Here is a 15,602-nt window from a genome sequence, read left to right on the forward strand (position 1 = left end):
TTCACATCCGACCGAACGCAGGGCGTGGACACCCGGCGAAGGAGCCCCCATGACGCGCATCGTGCTGCTCAGCACCTCCGACACAGACCTGCTCAGTGCCCGCGCGAGCGGCGCCGACTACGTGGTGGCCAACCCGACGCGACCCGGTCACACCGAGCTGGGGGACGCCATCCACGCCGCTGACGTCGTCGTCGCGCGCATCCTCGGGGGCCCGCAGGACCTCTGCGATGGGTTCCGCCGGGTCCGCGACACCGGGGCGCCGCTCGTCGTGCTCGGTGGTGAGCAGGCCCCCAACGCCGAGCTGATGGAGCAGTCCACCGTCGCGCCGGGGATCGTCGCCGAGGCACACCGCTACCTGGCCCAGGGCGGCCCGGAGAACCTCCGGAACCTGCATGCCTTCCTCTCCGACACGATCCTGCTCACCGGGGACGTCTTCGACCCGCCGGCCGAGCAGCCGCTGTGGGGCGTCACCCAGTCCCGTATGCCGCTGGGCTCGGTTGCGTCACGACGTCACCCACGCGTTGCCATCCTCTACTACCGGGCACACCACTCCGCCGGGAACGTCGCCCACGTCGAGGCGCTCGCCGACGCCGTCGCGGAGGCGGGTGGGATCGGCACCCCGATCTTCGTCACCTCGCTTCGCGACGCTCCCGCAGACCTGCTCGAGCACCTGCGCGGCTATGACGTGCTCGTGACGACGGTCCTGGCGGCGGGCGGCACGCGCCCCGCCGCCGCCGGTGCCGGTGGGGATGACGAGGGCTGGGACGTCGCGGCGCTCGCCCAGCTCGACGTGCCGATCCTGCAGGGCCTGACCCTGACGTGGAGCCGCGAGCAGTGGGCGGCGAGCGACGACGGGATGAGTCCGCTGGATGTGGCGACACAGGTGGCCGTCCCGGAGTTCGATGGACGGATCATCGCAACGGCGTTCTCGCACAAGGAGGTTGACGCGGACGGGCTCCCGCACTACGTCCCGGACGCGGAGCGGTGTCGGCGCCTCGCGACGCTGGCGGTCAACCATGGCCGCCTGCGTCACACGCCGGTCGAGGAGCGCCGGGTCGCGCTGGTCCTCTCGGCCTACCCGACGAAGCACTCCCGCATCGGCAACGCGGTCGGGCTCGACACGCCGGTCTCGATCATCCGTCTGCTCCGGGCGATGCGCGAGCAGGGCTACGACCTCGGCGTCCCCGGCGAGATCCCGGGCACGGGCCCGCTCGACCCGGTCGCGGACGAGGCGCCGGACACGACCGCAGGCAACGCCCTCATCCACGCCCTCATCGAGGCCGGCGGCCAGGACGAGGACTGGCTGACCCAGGAGCAGCTGTCCGGTCAGCCGGTTCGGATCCCTGCGGCGCGTTACCGCGACTTCTTCGCCACGCTCCCGGCGGAGCTGCGCGACGCTGTCACCGAGCACTGGGGGGAGGCCCCGGGCGAGCTCTTCGTCGACCGGCATCTCGACGCGGACGGCGAGATCGTCGCGGCGTCGCTGCGGGCCGGCAACGTCGTCGTCATCGTCCAGCCGCCCCGGGGCTTCGGCGCGAACCCGATCGCGATCTACCACGATCCCGACCTGCCGCCGACGCACCACTACCTGGCCGTCTACGACTGGCTGGCCAGGGACTTCGGTGCCCACGCGATCGTCCACATGGGAAAGCACGGCAACCTCGAGTGGCTCCCCGGCAAGAATCTTGCTCTCTCGGCGGCGTGCGGGCCCGACGCGACGATCGGCTCGATCCCGCTCGTCTACCCGTTCCTCGTCAACGACCCGGGCGAGGGCAGCCAGGCCAAGCGCCGTGCCCACGCGACGATCGTCGACCACCTCGTGCCGCCGATGGCGCGGGCCGAGTCCTACGGTGACATCGCCCGGCTCGAGCAGCTCCTCGACGAGTACGGCAACGTCTCGGTCATGGACCCGGCCAAGGCGCCGGCCCTCCGCGCCGAGATCTGGTCGCTGCTGCGGGCCGCCGAGATGCACCACGACCTCGGTCTGGAGGACGCCGCCGACGCCCCGGACGGAGACACCTTCGACGAGCTCGTCATGCACGTCGACGGCTGGCTCTGCGAGATCAAGGACGTCCAGATCCGGGACGGCCTCCACATCCTCGGTCAGGCTCCTCAGGGGGAGAGCCTGACCAACCTCGTCCTCGCGATCCTCCGCGCCAACCAGGTCTTCGCCGGGGCCGTCGGCGCCGTCCCGGGCCTGCGCACGGCGCTGGGGCACGACGAGGCCGCGCTCGACCGCGACGCGGCGGACCGCTTCGAGGGGCAGGCGAGCGCGCTCGTCACGGCCCTCGCCTCGGCGGACTGGCAGCGCGACGCCGTTCCGGCTGTCGTGTGCGCCACGCTCGGTCCGGACGTGGTGGACTCCGTCCACGAGGCCGTGTGCCGCTCACTGTCCTTCGCGTGCGACGAGGTCGTCCCGCGCCTGCTCGGCACGTCGGGCGAGGTCGACGCGGTCCTGCACGCCCTCGACGGCGGCTACGTCCCGGCCGGCCCGTCGGGGTCCCCGTTGCGCGGGCTGGTCAACGTCCTGCCCACGGGCCGCAACTTCTACTCGGTCGACCCCAAGGCGATCCCGTCGCGACTCGCCTGGGAGACCGGGCAGGCGATGGCGGACAGCCTTCTCGCGCGGCATCGCGCCGACGCGGGGGAGTGGCCGCGCACCGTGGGCCTCTCGGTCTGGGGGACCTCGGCGATGCGGACGTCCGGCGACGACATCGCCGAGGTCCTCGCCCTGATCGGCGTCCGGCCCCGCTGGGACGAGATGTCGCGTCGCGTCGTCGGACTGGACCCCGTCCCGTTGGAGGAGCTGGGCCACCCGCGGATCGACGTCGCGGTCCGCATCTCGGGGTTCTTCCGCGACGCGTTCCCGCACGTCATCGACCTGCTCGACGACGCGTTCCGGCTCGTCGCCGGACTCGACGAGAGCGATGACGACAACTTCGTCCGCGCCCACGCGCAGGCCGACCTCGCCGAGCACGGGGACGAGCGCCGCGCGACGACACGGATCTTCGGGTCCAAGCCGGGTTCCTACGGCGCGGGCATCCTCCCGCTGATCGAGTCGGGCAACTGGCGCGACGACCAGGACCTCGCGGAGGTCTATGCGACGTGGGGCGGCTTCGCCTACGGCAGGGAGCTCGACGGCGTGCCGGCCCGGGGCGACATGGAGCGCACCTACCGCCGCATCGACGTCGCCGCCAAGAACGTCGACGCGAGCGAGCACGACATCGCCGACAGCGACGACTACTTCCAGTACCACGGCGGCATGGTCGCGACGGTCCGGGCCCTGACCGGCACGGCCCCGCGCGCCTACGTCGGCGACTCGACGCGACCCGACGCGATCCGCACGCGCACGCTCGCCGAGGAGACGGCCCGCGTGTTCCGAGCCCGGGTCGTCAACCCGCGCTGGATGGCGGCGATGCGCCGGCACGGCTACAAGGGCGCCTTCGAGCTCGCGGCCACCGTCGACTACCTCTTCGGTTTCGATGCCACGGCCGGGGTGGTCCACGACTGGATGTACGACCAGCTCGCGCGCACCTACGTCACCGACAAGGAGAACCAGGACTTCCTGCGGCACGCGAACCCGTGGGCGCTGCACGGGATGGTCGAACGGTTCCATGAGGCGGTCGAGCGCGGGCTCTGGGCCGAGCCTGACCCGGAACTGCTCGCCGAGCTGCAGCAGGTCTACCTCGACGTCGAGGGCGACCTCGAGGCCTGACGGCACCAACTGCACACTCGACGTCCCTCGAGTGTGCAGTTCGTGCCCTTCGGCTCCTCGTCGAGTGTGCAGTTCCTGCCCCCGGGGTGAGCGCTCAGTCGGGCTGGCGCAGCAGGTAGGTGTCCAGCACCCAGCCGTGCCGACCGCGCGCCGCGACGCGCAGCCGCTCGACCTCGTCGATGACCTCGCCGAGCGGCCCTCGAACGAGCAGCTCGTCGGGCGAACCGAGGTAGGCGCCCCACAGCAGCTCCAGCTCCGGGTGCCGGTCGACCAGGTCCCGGCAGGTGAGGTGTCCGTCGAGCATGACGACGACGTCCCCGAGCGACGGGTCGTACTCGTCGAGCAGGCGCCGCCCCGTCGTGACGTGGATCGACCCGCCGATCCGGTTGAGCGGCACGCGGTGCCGCGCGGCGAGCAGCTGCGGCGCGCTGATCCCCGGGATGACGTCGTGCTCGAGGTCCAGCCGCTCCGAGAGCGCGTCGACGACCCGGATCGTCGAGTCGTAGAACGCGGGATCTCCCCAGACGAGGAAGCCCACGGTCCCCTCCTCGGGTCCGAGTCCGGCGAGGACGTCGGCGTAGGCGTCGACGCGCGCTGCGTGCCAGTCGCGCACCCCCTGCCCGTATGCCGCTGGGCTCAGTCCCGCGTCAGGCCCCCGTTGCGGGTCGGTGACCTCGACGAAGCGGTAGCGCCGTTCGCGGGGGATGGCTGAGTCGCAGATGGCCTGGCGGGCCGCGACGAGGTCGGCGGACCGCTCGCCCTTGTCGGCGACGAGGAACACGTCGACGGTGCGCAGTGCCTCGACGGCCTCGCCGGTGAGGTGTCGCGGGTCGCCCATGCCGATGCCGATGATCCGGATCCGCTTCGTCATGAACGGCCTCCGACTCGGGTCAGGGCCAGGAGCGCGTCGATGTCGACGTGTTCCTCGAGGGCGTCGGCCAGGGTGTCGAGCATCTGTTCGCGGCGAGCCGCAAAGCTCGGGGCGCCCGGCTGCGGCCGCCAGAGCGAACCGGCCACACCGGCCACCTCGCCCAGCCAGGCCCGGCGGAAGTCGTCGCTCTCGAAGGCGCCGTGCCACATCGTGCCCCAGACCGCCCCGGCCCGCCAGCCGCCCAGGAATGCCTCCACGGGCGGCACGAAATGCACACTCGACGTGGGAGGCGAACCAGTCGCGCCGGGGGTGCAGCTCCCGACGGTGGGGTGGGCGATGCCGTGGTGGATCTCGTAGGCCCCTTCGACGGGGTGACCGCGCCAGCTGCCGCTCGGCCGGCCCAGGACCTTCTCGGCGCGGAACTCGACCGTGGTCGGGAGCAGCGCGAGGCCCGGGACGACCCCCACCTGACCCTCGACGTCGTCCTCGATCGCCTCGGCGAACATCTGGTATCCCCCGCAGATCCCGAGCACGGGTCGCCCGGCGGCGGCCCGGCGTGCCACCACCTCCGCCAGGCCCCGCTCGCGCAGCCACGCGAGGTCCCCCGCGGTGGAACGGGATCCGGGCAGGACGAGCAGGTCAGCCGCGTCGCAGACGGCGGGGTCCACGGTCACCAGGACGTCCACGCCGGGCTCCGCGGCGAGGGCGTCGACGTCCGTGGCGTTGGAGATGCGCGGCAGTCGCAGCACCGCGACGCGGAGGCGGTCCCGGGCGGTCGCCGACAGGGAGGTCGAGGCGCGCCAGTGGCCGACCTCGAGGGTGTCCTCGCTGTCGAGCCACACGTCGAGCAGCCACGGGATGACCCCGTGGAAGGGCACGCCGGTGCGGCGGGTGATCTCCTCGAGCCCCGGCTCGAGCACGGCCACGTCCCCGCGGAACTTGTTGATGACGAACGACTTCAGCAGCGCGCGGTCGCCGTCGTCGAGCAGGGCCCACGTGCCGTAGAGGGCGGCGAGAATGCCACCCCGGTCGATGTCGCCGACGACGACGACGGGCAGACCGAACTCGCGGGCGAGCCCGAGGTTGACGTAGTCGCCGGCCCGCAGGTTGATCTCGGCGGGCGAGCCGGCCCCCTCGCAGACGACGAGCTCGTACTCGTCTGCGAGCTCCCGGTAGGCGGCGAAGGCGGCGTCGCGTAGGTGAGCGCGCCCAGCGGCATACTCCCCGGCTTCCAACGTCCCGGCGGGCTGGCCGCGGACGACGACGAAGGACCTACGGTCGGTGCCCGGCTTGAGCAGGACGGGGTTCATCGCGGTGGTCGGCTCGACCCGGGCGGCCCGGGCCTGGAGGTACTGCGCGCGGCCGATCTCCCCGCCGTCGGCGCAGACCATCGAGTTGTTCGACATGTTCTGCGCCTTGAAGGGTGCGACACGCACGCCCCGGCGGGCCAGCGCCCGGCACAGGCCGGCGACGACGACGGACTTGCCGGCGTCCGACGACGTCCCCGCGACGAGGACCCCGGAAGCGCTCATGACCGCCTACCTGATTGACTGCCCGCCATGCGGATCCTCCTTCTCGGCGGCACGGGCGAGGCCCGCACGCTCGCGGCCCGGCTGGTGGACGCGGGCCACGACGTCGTGTCGAGCCTCGCCGGCCGGGTGAGTCGTCCGGCGCTTCCCGTCGGGAGCGTGCGAACGGGCGGGTTCGGCGGCGTCGACGGGTTGGTGGGTCACCTGCGCGACGGCGGGGTCGGCGCTGTCGTCGACGCGACCCACCCGTTCGCGGAGCAGATCACGGCCAACGCCGCCGAGGCCTGCGCCGTGACCGGGCTGCCGCTGCTGCGCCTCCAGCGCCCGGGGTGGGAGCGGCACCGGCTGGCCGAGCGGTTCCACTGGGTCGACGACGTGGAGTCGGCGCGGCCGGCGGCCGAGGGCCTGGGCGTGCGTCCCTTCGTCACGACCGGCCGCCAGCAGCTGGAGACCTTCGCCGCGTGGACCGACCGGTACGTCCTGGTGCGGGTCGTCGACCCCCCCGAGTGGTCGGTGCCCCACACGTGGGAGGTGCTCCGGGCGCGCGGGCCCTACACGTATGCCGCTGAGCTGGCTCTCATGGAGGACCGCCGGGTCGACGTCGTGCTGACGAAGGACTCGGGCGGCGCCCTGACGGAGGCGAAGCTCGAGGCCGCCACGGCCCTCGGCGTCCCCGTCGTCGTGGTGCGCCGGCCGCCCCTGCCCGGCGGTCTGGGAGTCGTGGAGGCCCCCGACGCCGCCCTCGCCTGGGTGCGATCGCTCCGCTGAGCCGGCTGGCGACGCCGTCACGCGAGGACGTCCAGAGCGGCGACCGCGCCGACGACGGCGACTGCGGGGGCGGTGATGCCCTCGCGCGACGCGGTCTCGGCGATCGAGTCGAGGGGCGCGCGCACGGTGCGCATGCTCGACATCCCCGCGTCGGCGACGACTGCCGCGGGCGTGTCGCCGGCCAGGCCCTGGGCGACGAGCTCCGCCGTGATGGCAGGCAGGGTGGCGACGCCCATGAGGACGACGAGGGTGGTCCCGCTGCGGGCGAGCGCTCCCCAGTCGACCGTGCTGCGGGGATCGCCCGGGGGGACGTGTCCGCTCACGACGCTGAAGCCCTGGACGAGATCGCGATGTGTCACCGGGATCCCGGCCAGGGCTGGTCCCGCGATGCTCGACGTGATGCCGGGGACGACCGTGACGGGGATGCCTGCCGCGCGGCAGGCCTGGGCCTCCTCGCCCCCGCGGCCGAAGACGAACCCGTCACCGCCCTTGAGCCGCACCACGACTCGCCCGCGCCGGGCGTGCTCGAGGAGGATCGCGTTGATGCGTTCCTGCGGCGTGAACTCGCCCCGCGGGATCTTGCCGACGTCGATGATCTCCGTCCCCGCGCGGGCGTGGACGAGGGCTGCGAGCGGGGCGAGGCGATCGTGGACGACGACGTCCGCGCGTCTGATGGCGTCCAGCCCGGCGACGGTGAGCAGGCCGGCGTCGCTCGGTCCGCCGCCCACGAGCACCACCTCGCCCGCTCCGCTGCGACCCGGCGGCGGGGTGGGGGTCGCGCTGCGGATGACGACGTCGTATGCCGTGTGCTCGGGTTCCGCCCGGAGCGCGACGAGTCCGCGTTCGGCGAGGTCGCGGACGGAGGTCGGCAGGTCGGCTGGGTCGTCGGGGGCCGCGACCGTGACGTGGGCGCCGTCGCGCAGGAGGGCGTGGACCGTGGCGATGGTGTCGGGTGCGATGCCGGTCAGCAGGACGGACCGTCCGGTGAGCGACAGGTCAAGAGGCACGGAGGCTCCTTCGGAGGTCGGTCAGGGCACCCGCGAGGGCGGCACTGACGTCGGGCGTCCGCACAGCGACGCGGATCCAGGTGGGGCCGAGCCCCGGGAAGGTCTCCCCGCGGCGCACGGCGAACCCGCGCGCGGCCAGATGCTCGCGGATCGAGCCGGGTCCGAGGCCCGACGTGTCGACGAGGACGAACGGGGCTGCGGAGTCCGGCACCACGGTCAGGCCGGTCTCGGTGAGCCGCTCGACCAGGGTGGCGCGGTCCTCGGCGATGAGCCCAGCCGCACGGTCCGCCTCGGCCATCGCCGCCGGAGAGCTGCAGGCCACCATGGCGGCGAGGGCAGGCGTGGAGACCGACCACGGGGGCTGCACGGCGGCGAGGCCCGCGACGAGGCCCGGGTCCCCGACCACGTAGCCGGCCCGCAGACCGGCGAGACCCCAGGTCTTGGTCAGCGACCGCAGCACCAGCACCCCGCGCAGGTCGGCTCCGGGCTGCAGGAGCGACTCCGGCTCTCCCGGCACGGCATCCATGAAGGCCTCGTCGACGACGAGGACCCGTCCGTCACCACGCAGGGCTCGCAGTGCCTCGGCGGGGTGGAGGACACCGGTGGGGTTGGTCGGGTTGCCGACGAAGACGAGGTCGGGCTGTGCGGGAACTGCGGCCGGGTCGAGCCGGAAGCCGTGGTCCGCGGTCAGGACGTGCCGCCCGACGGCGTGACCTGCCGCGCGGAGCGCCGCCTCCGGCTCGGTGAACTGCGGGTGGACGACGAGGGCTTGACGGGTGGCGATCCCGCGAGCGACGAGCGTGAACGCCTCGGCGCCGCCCGAGGTCGGCAGCACGCAGGACGGGTCGACCCCGTGCCGCGCGGCGAGGGCCTGCCTGGCCTGTCGGGTGTCGGGGTAGGTGCCGAGCCCGTCGATGGTCCCGGCGATGACGTCGGCGAGCCAGGCCGGCGGCGCGGCGCGTCGGACGTTGACGGCGAGGTCGACGAGGCCGCGTTGCACGTCGCGATCCCCGTGGTGCAGCAGGTCGTGGCCGTCCGCATCCCCCAGACACTGCGAGGGCGCGGCAGAGGAGGGCACGAAGTGCGCACTCGACGGGGTGGGGGGTTTGGCGGAGGACGGCACCAAGTGCGCACTCGACGGGGTGGGCGCGGCGGCGAAGGCGTGGACCGCGTCGGCGAACCGGCTCGCCAGCCCGGGATGACCGGCCCAGTGCGTGTGCAGGTAGGAGGCGTGGACCGTCGGAGTGCCGGTGCCCGCCGGGTCCAGCGCGATCCCGTCGCTGCGACCGTCGAGGAGCCAGGCCGGGTCCGCCGAAGCGACGGCGTCCGTCCGACCGGTCGCCCACGCGACGGTGGTCCGGTGGAACTCGTGCCCCGTGACCCGGGTTCCCGCGGCACCGAGGAGCGAGCTGCTGGGCGCCACCGCGTTCCGGTACCCGAGGATGAGGGAAGGACCCATGGCGGCGCGGCCCGGGACCGCACCGACCATCGGGTGTCCGTCGACCGACTCGCACAGGTAGAGCAGTCCGGCACACTCTGCGACCGTGGGCAGCCCCGCCGCGACCGCCGCGCGGACCGAGTCGCGCAGGCCCGCGTTGCCGGACAGCTCGGCCGCATGGACCTCCGGGAAGCCGCCGCCGAGGTAGAGCCCGGCCGTGCCGTCCGGAAGGGCGGGCGAGCGCAACGGGTCGAAGGGCACGGGAGCGAGCCCAGCGGCATACAGGAGCTCCTCGGTCTCCGCGTAGCGGAAGGTGAAGGCGCGCCCGCCCGCGACGGCGACGACCGGCCGGGGGCCTGAGACGGGTGGGTTGCCCAGTGCTGCTGCAGGGTCCCACGGAGCCGCGGTCAGGGGAGGCGCCCCGTGCGCGATCCGCAGCACGGCAGGAAGGTCGACGTGCTCGCTGACCCGCTGGGCGAGGTGGGCCACGAGCCCGGCCGACCCGTCCAGCTCCTCGGCCGGAACGAGGCCGAGGTGCCGCGACGGCGCCTCGACACCTGCGTCGCGAGGGATCACCCCGAGGACCGGGACGCCGGTCGACTCCACCGCAGCGCGGACCTCGCGGACGTGCCGTTCGGACGAGGCCTTGTTGAGGACCACGCCGCCGATGTGGGTGCCGGGCTCGAACGTCGTCAGCCCGTGGACGATCGCCCCGGCCGTCCGGGACAGGTGACTGACGTCGAGGACGAGGACGACCGGGCTGTGCGTCAGCGCCGCGACGTGCGCCGTCGACGCGAAGCCCGCGCCGTCGATCTGCCCGTCGAAGAGGCCCATGACGCCCTCGACGACGGCGACGTCCGTGGGACCGCTCGCTCGCGCGCCGTGCAGGAGCAGCGGCTCGACCAGGTCCTCGCCACAGAGGAAGGGGTCGAGGTTGCGCCCGGGACGACCCGTGGCGAGCGCGTGGAAGCCCGGGTCGATGTAGTCGGGGCCGACCTTGAACCCCGTCACGTCGAGGCCCTCGCGCACGAGGGCCGCCATGATTCCCGTCGCCACGGTGGTCTTGCCGTGTCCGGACGCGGGCGCCGCGACGACGAACCGCGGCAGCACCGTCGGGGCGGGTCCGGTCGTCACCACTCGATCCCGCGCTGGCCCTTCTGGCCCTCGTCGAAGGGGTGCTTGACCTTGGTCATGTGCGTGACGAGGTCGGCGAGCTCGAGGACGGGCTCCGGGCAGCGGCGTCCGGTGATGACGACGTGCTGCTGCCCCGGCCGGCCGGCCAGGGTGGCGACGACGTCGTCGACGTCGACCCAGCCCCACGTCATGGGGTAGGTGAACTCGTCGAGCACGTAGAGGCCGTGCGTCTCGGCCCGAAGGCGCCGCTTCACCTCGGCCCAGCCCTCCGCGGCGGCGGCGGCATGGTCGTCCTCGGTGCCCTCCTTGCGGGACCAGGACCAGCCCGAGCCCATCTTGTGCCACTCCATCGGGCCGCCCCGCCCGGTCTCTCGGTGCAGCTCGCCGAGCGTCTCGACAGCGGTCTGCTCCCCGATCCGCCACTTCGCGCTCTTGACGAACTGGAACACGCCGACCGACCAGCCCTGGTTCCAGCCGCGCAGGGCAAGCCCGAACGCCGCGGTCGACTTGCCCTTGCCCTCGCCGGTGTGGACCATGAGGAGGGGCCGGTTGCGGCGCTGGCGCGTCGTCAGGCCGTCAGCGGGGACGTGCGTCGGCTGGCCCTTCATCAGGCGACCAGTCCTCTCGGGTGGGCCGGCTCGCGTCGGGCGCCGGGTGTGCGGATGGACTGGTCACGGACGACGTCGGCGATCGTGTCGGCGGCGACGTCGCCCACGGACAGGTGCTCGGCCCCGAGTCGGACCGCGAGGGCCGCGGCGAGCCCCAGGCGGAAACGGCCCGTCTCGCAGTCGATGACGACGGAGTCGACCCGCTCCTCACGCAGCCGGGCAGCCACCACCCCGGCGCGCGCCACGGCATCCGGTCCGGCCGTGGCGCGCCCGTCCGTGACGACGACGAGGAGCGGCCGACGCCTCGGGTCGCGGATCCTTTCGGTGCGCAGGGCGGAGTAGGCCGTGAGGAGCCCTTCCGCGAGGGGAGTCCGGCCACCGTGGGCCAGGTCCGCGAGCCGGCGGGCCGCGATGTCCACGGAGGACGTGGGTGGCAGGACGAGCTCGGCACCGGCACCCCGGAAGGTCACCAGCCCGACCTTGTCCCGCCGCTGGTAGGCGTCGAGCAGCAGCGAGAGGATCGCCGCCTTGACCGCCTCCATCCGGCGTCGGGCTGCCATCGAGCCGGAGGCGTCGACGCAGAGCAGGACGAGGTTGGACTCGCGGCCCTGCCGGACGGGGCGGCGCAGGTCCGAGACGTCGAGGACGAGGGGGCCGTCGGTCCTGCCGCGTCGCTGCTGGTGGCGCGCGGCCGCCCGGATCGTCGCCGGTAGGTGGAGGCCGCGACCGGTGCTTCGATCGGCGCTGCCCCGGTCCGCCGTGGCGCCGATCGCATGCCCGGTCGACGTGATGGCCCGGCTGCGTCGGCCCGACTCGCCGTGGCCGACGCCCTTTGCGGTGAGGACGCGCGCCCGGTAGGGAGACCCAGCAGCGGCGGTCGTCGGGCGGCCCGCCGAGCCCGGTGGCGCGCCGGTTGCGGCGCCCTCCTCGGGGAGGTCGCGCGAGTCGGTGGCGCCCGCGACCGAACGGTGGGCGGCGGGGTCGTCCGGACCCGGGGACCCGCTCTCCGTGCTGCCCGGTTCGGGACCGTCGGTGCCGGTGCCGTCCTGGCCGGGGCGATCGGAGCTCGCGCCGTCCTGGCGGTGCGGGCCGCTCGACCCGTCGGTGGGGTCGGGGGGGTCGGGGGGGTCTGTGGGATCGGTGGGATCGGGCGGGCCCGCTGGTGGGTCTTCGCCCAGGATCTCGTCGAGCAGGTCCTCGTCGAGCCCCGGGGCGTCGAAGGGGTTGCGGCGACGTCGGTGGGGAAGGGCGAGGCGGCCGGCGGCGCGGATGTCGGCACGCGTGACCGCGGGCCGTCCGGCCCAGGCGGCGTGCGCGATGGCGGCTCGGGCCGTGACGATGTCGGCGCGCAGCCCGTCCACCTCGAACGCGGCGCACACCTCGGCGATGAGCGTCAGCATCGAGTCGGGGAGGGCCACCTCGGAGAGGCGGGACCTGGCCTCGGCGATCCGGCTGCGCAGGGCGTCCTCGTCCGGCGCGAAACGGGACACGAAGGCCCCCGGGTCGGCGTCGTGGGCCAGGCGGCGCCGCACGACCTCGGCCCGGGCCGCGGGCTCGCGGGGTGCGGCGACGTCGACCGCGAGTCCGAAGCGGTCGAGCAGCTGTGGTCGCAGCTCTCCCTCCTCGGGGTTCATCGTGCCGACCAGGACGATGCGGGCCTGGTGGGAGACGGAGACGCCGTCGCGTTCGACGGTGCACCGGCCCATCGCGGCAGCGTCGAGGAGGACGTCGACGAGGTGGTCCTGGAGCAGGTTGACCTCGTCGACGTAGAGGATGCCGCGGTTCGCCGCGGCGAGCAGACCCGGCTCGAAGGCGGTGACCCCGTGGCCGAGGGCCTGCCTCAGGTCGAGGGACCCGACGACCCGGTCCTCGGTCGCTCCGACGGGCAGCTCCACGACCCGAGCGGGCCGGGTCGCGGGCTCGGCTGCAGCGTCGTGCGGCCCGTCGGGGCAGGCCGGGTCTGCAGCGGCGGGGTCGCACCCGAAGCGGCAGCCCGCGACGACCGCCTGCCGGGGCAGGACGCCGGCGAGGCCGCGCACCGCGGTCGACTTCGCCGTGCCCTTCTCGCCGCGGATGAGAACACCCCCGATCCCGGGCGAGACCGCCGTGAGGACCAGGGCCAGGGCCAGGTCGTCGGAGCCGACGATGGCGGAGAACGGGTAGACGTGCACGCGAGCCTCCTGCGGGTGCCTCGCCCGCGTGGTTGACCGGACCGCACCCGGCGGGCACGGCCGGCGCGGGGAGATGCCCTGGCTGCCACCCGGCCGGAGCCGGGATGGTTCACAGTGGCGGGACCGCTCCGGATTCGCACCGGATTCCTCTCCTCGCGCCGAGAGGCAGTCTGGCAGAACTGAGGGACTCGGGTGAAGCCGGCCCACTCCTCGACGCTAGGGTCAGCGCCGTGATCGAGGTCATCGGTGTCGCTGCAGAGGGTCTGGTGTCCCTCACACCTGAGGCGCGTGCCGTGCTCGACGACGCCGAGGTGGTGCTCGGTGGTGCCCGGCACCTGGCGATGCTCGAGCCTCGGCCCGGACGCGAGCGCATCCCCTGGCCGTCACCGCTCCGCGCCAACCTGCCCGCCGTCCTGGCCATGGTCGCGGGCCGTCGGGTGGTCGTGCTGGCCAGCGGTGACCCGCTCGTGTCGGGCGTCGGCAGCACCCTCGTCGACCTCCTCGGCGCCGACGCCGTCACGATCCGTCCCGCGGTGTCCTCGGTCTCGCTGGCTCGTGCCGAGATGCGCTGCGGCGCAGAGGAGTCCGAGGTCGTCACCCTCGTCGGGCGCCACTTCGACGGGCTGCGCCGCCATCTGTCACCCGCGGCGAGGCTCATCACGCTCACGCACGGTGAGGACTCGCCCAGCCGCATCGCTGCGCTGCTCGCCGAGGAGGGCTACGCCGCCAGCCGCCTCACCGTGCTGGGCGACCTCGGGACCCCGACGCAGTCGCGCACCGATGGCATCGCGGGCTCCTGGGAGCACGGCGCCGCTCCACGTCTGCACCTCGTGTGCATCGAGTGCGTCCCCGATCCCGGATCCGTTGCCCGCTCCCTGGCTCCGGGCCTCGACGACAGCACCTTCGACCACGACGGGCAGCTGACGAAGCGGATCATCCGTGCGGCCGCGCTCGCCCATCTCGCGCCGCAGCCCGGCGACGTCATGTGGGACCTCGGTGCCGGCGCCGGGTCGGTGGGCATCGAGTTCGCCCGCCAGCATCCCCGGATCCGCGTCTACGCAGTCGAGCGGGACCAGCTGCGCGCCAAGCGGATCCGCACCAACGCCGACCGACTCGGAGTCCCGACGCTCGAAGTGGTCGTCGCGAGCGCCGCCGATGCCACCGGCATCCTCCCGGCACCGGACGCGATCTTCATCGGTGGGGGAGCGAACGGCTCCCTGATCCGCTCGGCGTGGTGCGTGCTCCGGCCCGGGGGCCGGCTGGTCGTCCACGGGGTCACCGTCGAGACCGAGATGACGATCCTGGCCGCCCACCGGCTGCACGGGGGCGTGGTGAGCCGGATCGCCGTCGAGGACCTCGAGCCGATCGGCTCGTTCACCGGGTGGAAGCCGTCCCGGACCATCACCCAGTGGGCCGCGACGAAGCCGCGCCCGCACCCGATCTCGACCTCGGAGCCGGAGACCACGTGACCGTCCACTTCATCGGCGCCGGACCGGGCGCCGCCGACCTGCTCACCCTGCGCGCCGTCCGGATCCTGTCCGAGTCCGCGGTCTGTCTCTATGCCGGGACGTACATCGGCGGCGAGGTGCTCGCGCACTGCCCCGACGGGGCCACGCTGGTCGACACGGCGAACCTCCACCTCGACGAGATCGTCGCGCACTGCGTCGCCGCGCACGAGCGTGGTGTGGACGTCGCTCGTCTCTGCTCGGGGGACCCGTCGCTCTACTCCGCGGTCGCCGAGCAGACCCGCCGACTCGACCGGGCCGGCGTCCCGTGGGACGTCACGCCGGGGGTGCCGGCCTATGCCGCTGCGGCCGCCCTCGTCGGGCGCGAGCTCACCGTGCCGGAGGTCGCCCAGACCGTCGTGCTCACCCGCGCCCAGCGGGACTCGACGAAGATGCCGGACACCGAGTCGCTCGCCCACTTCGCCCGGTCCCGAGCGACCCTGGTGCTCCACCTCGCCATCCGGCGGGCCCGCGAGCTCGCCGCGTCCCTCGTCGACGACTACGGCGCGGACTGCCCCGTCGTCGTCGTGGCCAACGCCGAGCAGCCCGACCAGCAGATCCTCCGCGGGACCCTCTCGGACATCGGAGCCCAGGTGGAGGCTGCGGACCTCCGGCAGGCTGCCGTCATCATCGTCGGGTGGGCCTTGGCCGCAACGGAGTTCGCGGACTCTCACCTCTACGGGACGCGGGTCCGGCCACCGCTCGCGTGACGGCCCAGCGGGGTGACGTGCCATACTCGCCGAACCCAACTGTGCCAGCGCACGGAACCCGGTGAGAGTCCGGGACGGTCGCGCCACTGTGACCGGTCGCACCTGCGGCCGGGAGTCAGATACGAGCCTGGCACGGCTGTTCCAGT

The 15,602-nt window shown here is 73.7% G+C and carries 10 protein-coding genes and 2 riboswitches; of the genes, 4 read left to right on the plus strand and 6 right to left on the minus strand.

Annotated features, from left to right (window positions below; genetic code table 11):
- Window positions 1-49 precede the first annotated feature (49 nt).
- Window positions 50-3,715 (plus strand): cobaltochelatase subunit CobN, encoded by a 3,666-nt coding sequence (cobN, locus tag INTCA_RS04010; protein WP_013491649.1) that lies wholly within the window; start codon window positions 50-52, stop codon window positions 3,713-3,715.
- A 94-nt stretch (window positions 3,716-3,809) separates the two neighbouring features.
- On the opposite strand, the gene cobF is transcribed toward cobN, so the two are convergent.
- A complete protein-coding gene (cobF, locus tag INTCA_RS04015; protein ID WP_013491650.1) occupies window positions 3,810-4,586 on the minus strand; it encodes a precorrin-6A synthase (deacetylating) in 777 nt (258 codons plus the stop codon).
- Window positions 4,583-6,118, minus strand: coding sequence for a cobyric acid synthase (locus INTCA_RS04020; RefSeq protein WP_013491651.1), 1,536 nt, complete (start codon window positions 6,116-6,118; stop codon window positions 4,583-4,585). Before INTCA_RS04020 ends, cobF begins: the two co-directional genes overlap by 4 nt.
- Window positions 6,119-6,145: 27 nt before the next feature.
- On the opposite strand from INTCA_RS04020, the gene INTCA_RS04025 reads away from it, so the two are divergent.
- Complete coding sequence (locus INTCA_RS04025) at window positions 6,146-6,883, plus strand: cobalt-precorrin-6A reductase (RefSeq protein WP_013491652.1); 738 nt, start codon at window positions 6,146-6,148, stop codon at window positions 6,881-6,883.
- A gap of 17 nt (window positions 6,884-6,900) precedes the next feature.
- On the opposite strand, the gene cobA is transcribed toward INTCA_RS04025, so the two are convergent.
- The 4 genes from cobA to INTCA_RS04045 are packed head-to-tail and all read right to left on the minus strand — an operon-like array spanning window position 6,901 to window position 13,241.
- Window positions 6,901-7,890 (minus strand): uroporphyrinogen-III C-methyltransferase, encoded by a 990-nt coding sequence (gene cobA / locus INTCA_RS04030; protein WP_013491653.1) that lies wholly within the window; start codon window positions 7,888-7,890, stop codon window positions 6,901-6,903.
- Window positions 7,880-10,462, minus strand: a complete 2,583-nt coding sequence (cobBC, locus tag INTCA_RS04035) for a bifunctional hydrogenobyrinic acid a,c-diamide synthase/histidinol phosphate aminotransferase CobBC (RefSeq protein ID WP_013491654.1) — start codon at window positions 10,460-10,462, stop codon at window positions 7,880-7,882. The genes cobA and cobBC overlap by 11 nt, the downstream gene beginning before the upstream one ends.
- Window positions 10,459-11,070 (minus strand): cob(I)yrinic acid a,c-diamide adenosyltransferase, encoded by a 612-nt coding sequence (gene cobO, locus INTCA_RS04040; protein WP_013491655.1) that lies wholly within the window; start codon window positions 11,068-11,070, stop codon window positions 10,459-10,461. The genes cobBC and cobO overlap by 4 nt, the downstream gene beginning before the upstream one ends.
- A complete protein-coding gene (locus INTCA_RS04045; RefSeq protein ID WP_013491656.1) occupies window positions 11,070-13,241 on the minus strand; it encodes a magnesium chelatase subunit D family protein in 2,172 nt (723 codons plus the stop codon). Before INTCA_RS04045 ends, cobO begins: the two co-directional genes overlap by 1 nt.
- A gap of 84 nt (window positions 13,242-13,325) precedes the next feature.
- Window positions 13,326-13,389, minus strand: a riboswitch (cobalamin riboswitch).
- Between the two features lie 82 nt (window positions 13,390-13,471).
- On the opposite strand from INTCA_RS04045, the gene INTCA_RS04050 reads away from it, so the two are divergent.
- Together INTCA_RS04050 and cobM are read left to right on the plus strand one after the other, a co-directional pair.
- Window positions 13,472-14,710: a bifunctional cobalt-precorrin-7 (C(5))-methyltransferase/cobalt-precorrin-6B (C(15))-methyltransferase gene (locus tag INTCA_RS04050; RefSeq protein WP_013491657.1), complete on the plus strand. Its 1,239-nt coding sequence runs from the start codon at window positions 13,472-13,474 to the stop codon at window positions 14,708-14,710.
- On the plus strand, window positions 14,707-15,456 hold the full coding sequence (gene cobM, locus INTCA_RS04055; protein ID WP_013491658.1) for a precorrin-4 C(11)-methyltransferase: 750 nt from the start codon (window positions 14,707-14,709) through the stop codon (window positions 15,454-15,456). Before INTCA_RS04050 ends, cobM begins: the two co-directional genes overlap by 4 nt.
- Window positions 15,450-15,601, plus strand: a riboswitch (cobalamin riboswitch). It overlaps the preceding gene by 7 nt.
- Window position 15,602: the final 1 nt, after the last annotated feature.

Source organism: Intrasporangium calvum DSM 43043, assembly GCF_000184685.1.
In the GTDB taxonomy this organism is placed as follows: domain Bacteria; phylum Actinomycetota; class Actinomycetes; order Actinomycetales; family Dermatophilaceae; genus Intrasporangium; species Intrasporangium calvum.

Bases quoted from the DNA above. Each gene is read 5' to 3' on its own strand.
- cobF (WP_013491650.1), bottom strand. From the start codon at position 4,586: ATGACGAAGCGGATCCGGATCATCGGCATCGGCATGGGCGACCCGCGA.
- cobN (WP_013491649.1), top strand. From the start codon at position 50: ATGACGCGCATCGTGCTGCTCAGCACCTCCGACACAGACCTGCTCAGT.
- cobO (WP_013491655.1), bottom strand. From the start codon at position 11,070: ATGAAGGGCCAGCCGACGCACGTCCCCGCTGACGGCCTGACGACGCGC.
- INTCA_RS04020 (WP_013491651.1), bottom strand. From the start codon at position 6,118: ATGAGCGCTTCCGGGGTCCTCGTCGCGGGGACGTCGTCGGACGCCGGC.
- INTCA_RS04025 (WP_013491652.1), top strand. From the start codon at position 6,146: ATGCGGATCCTCCTTCTCGGCGGCACGGGCGAGGCCCGCACGCTCGCG.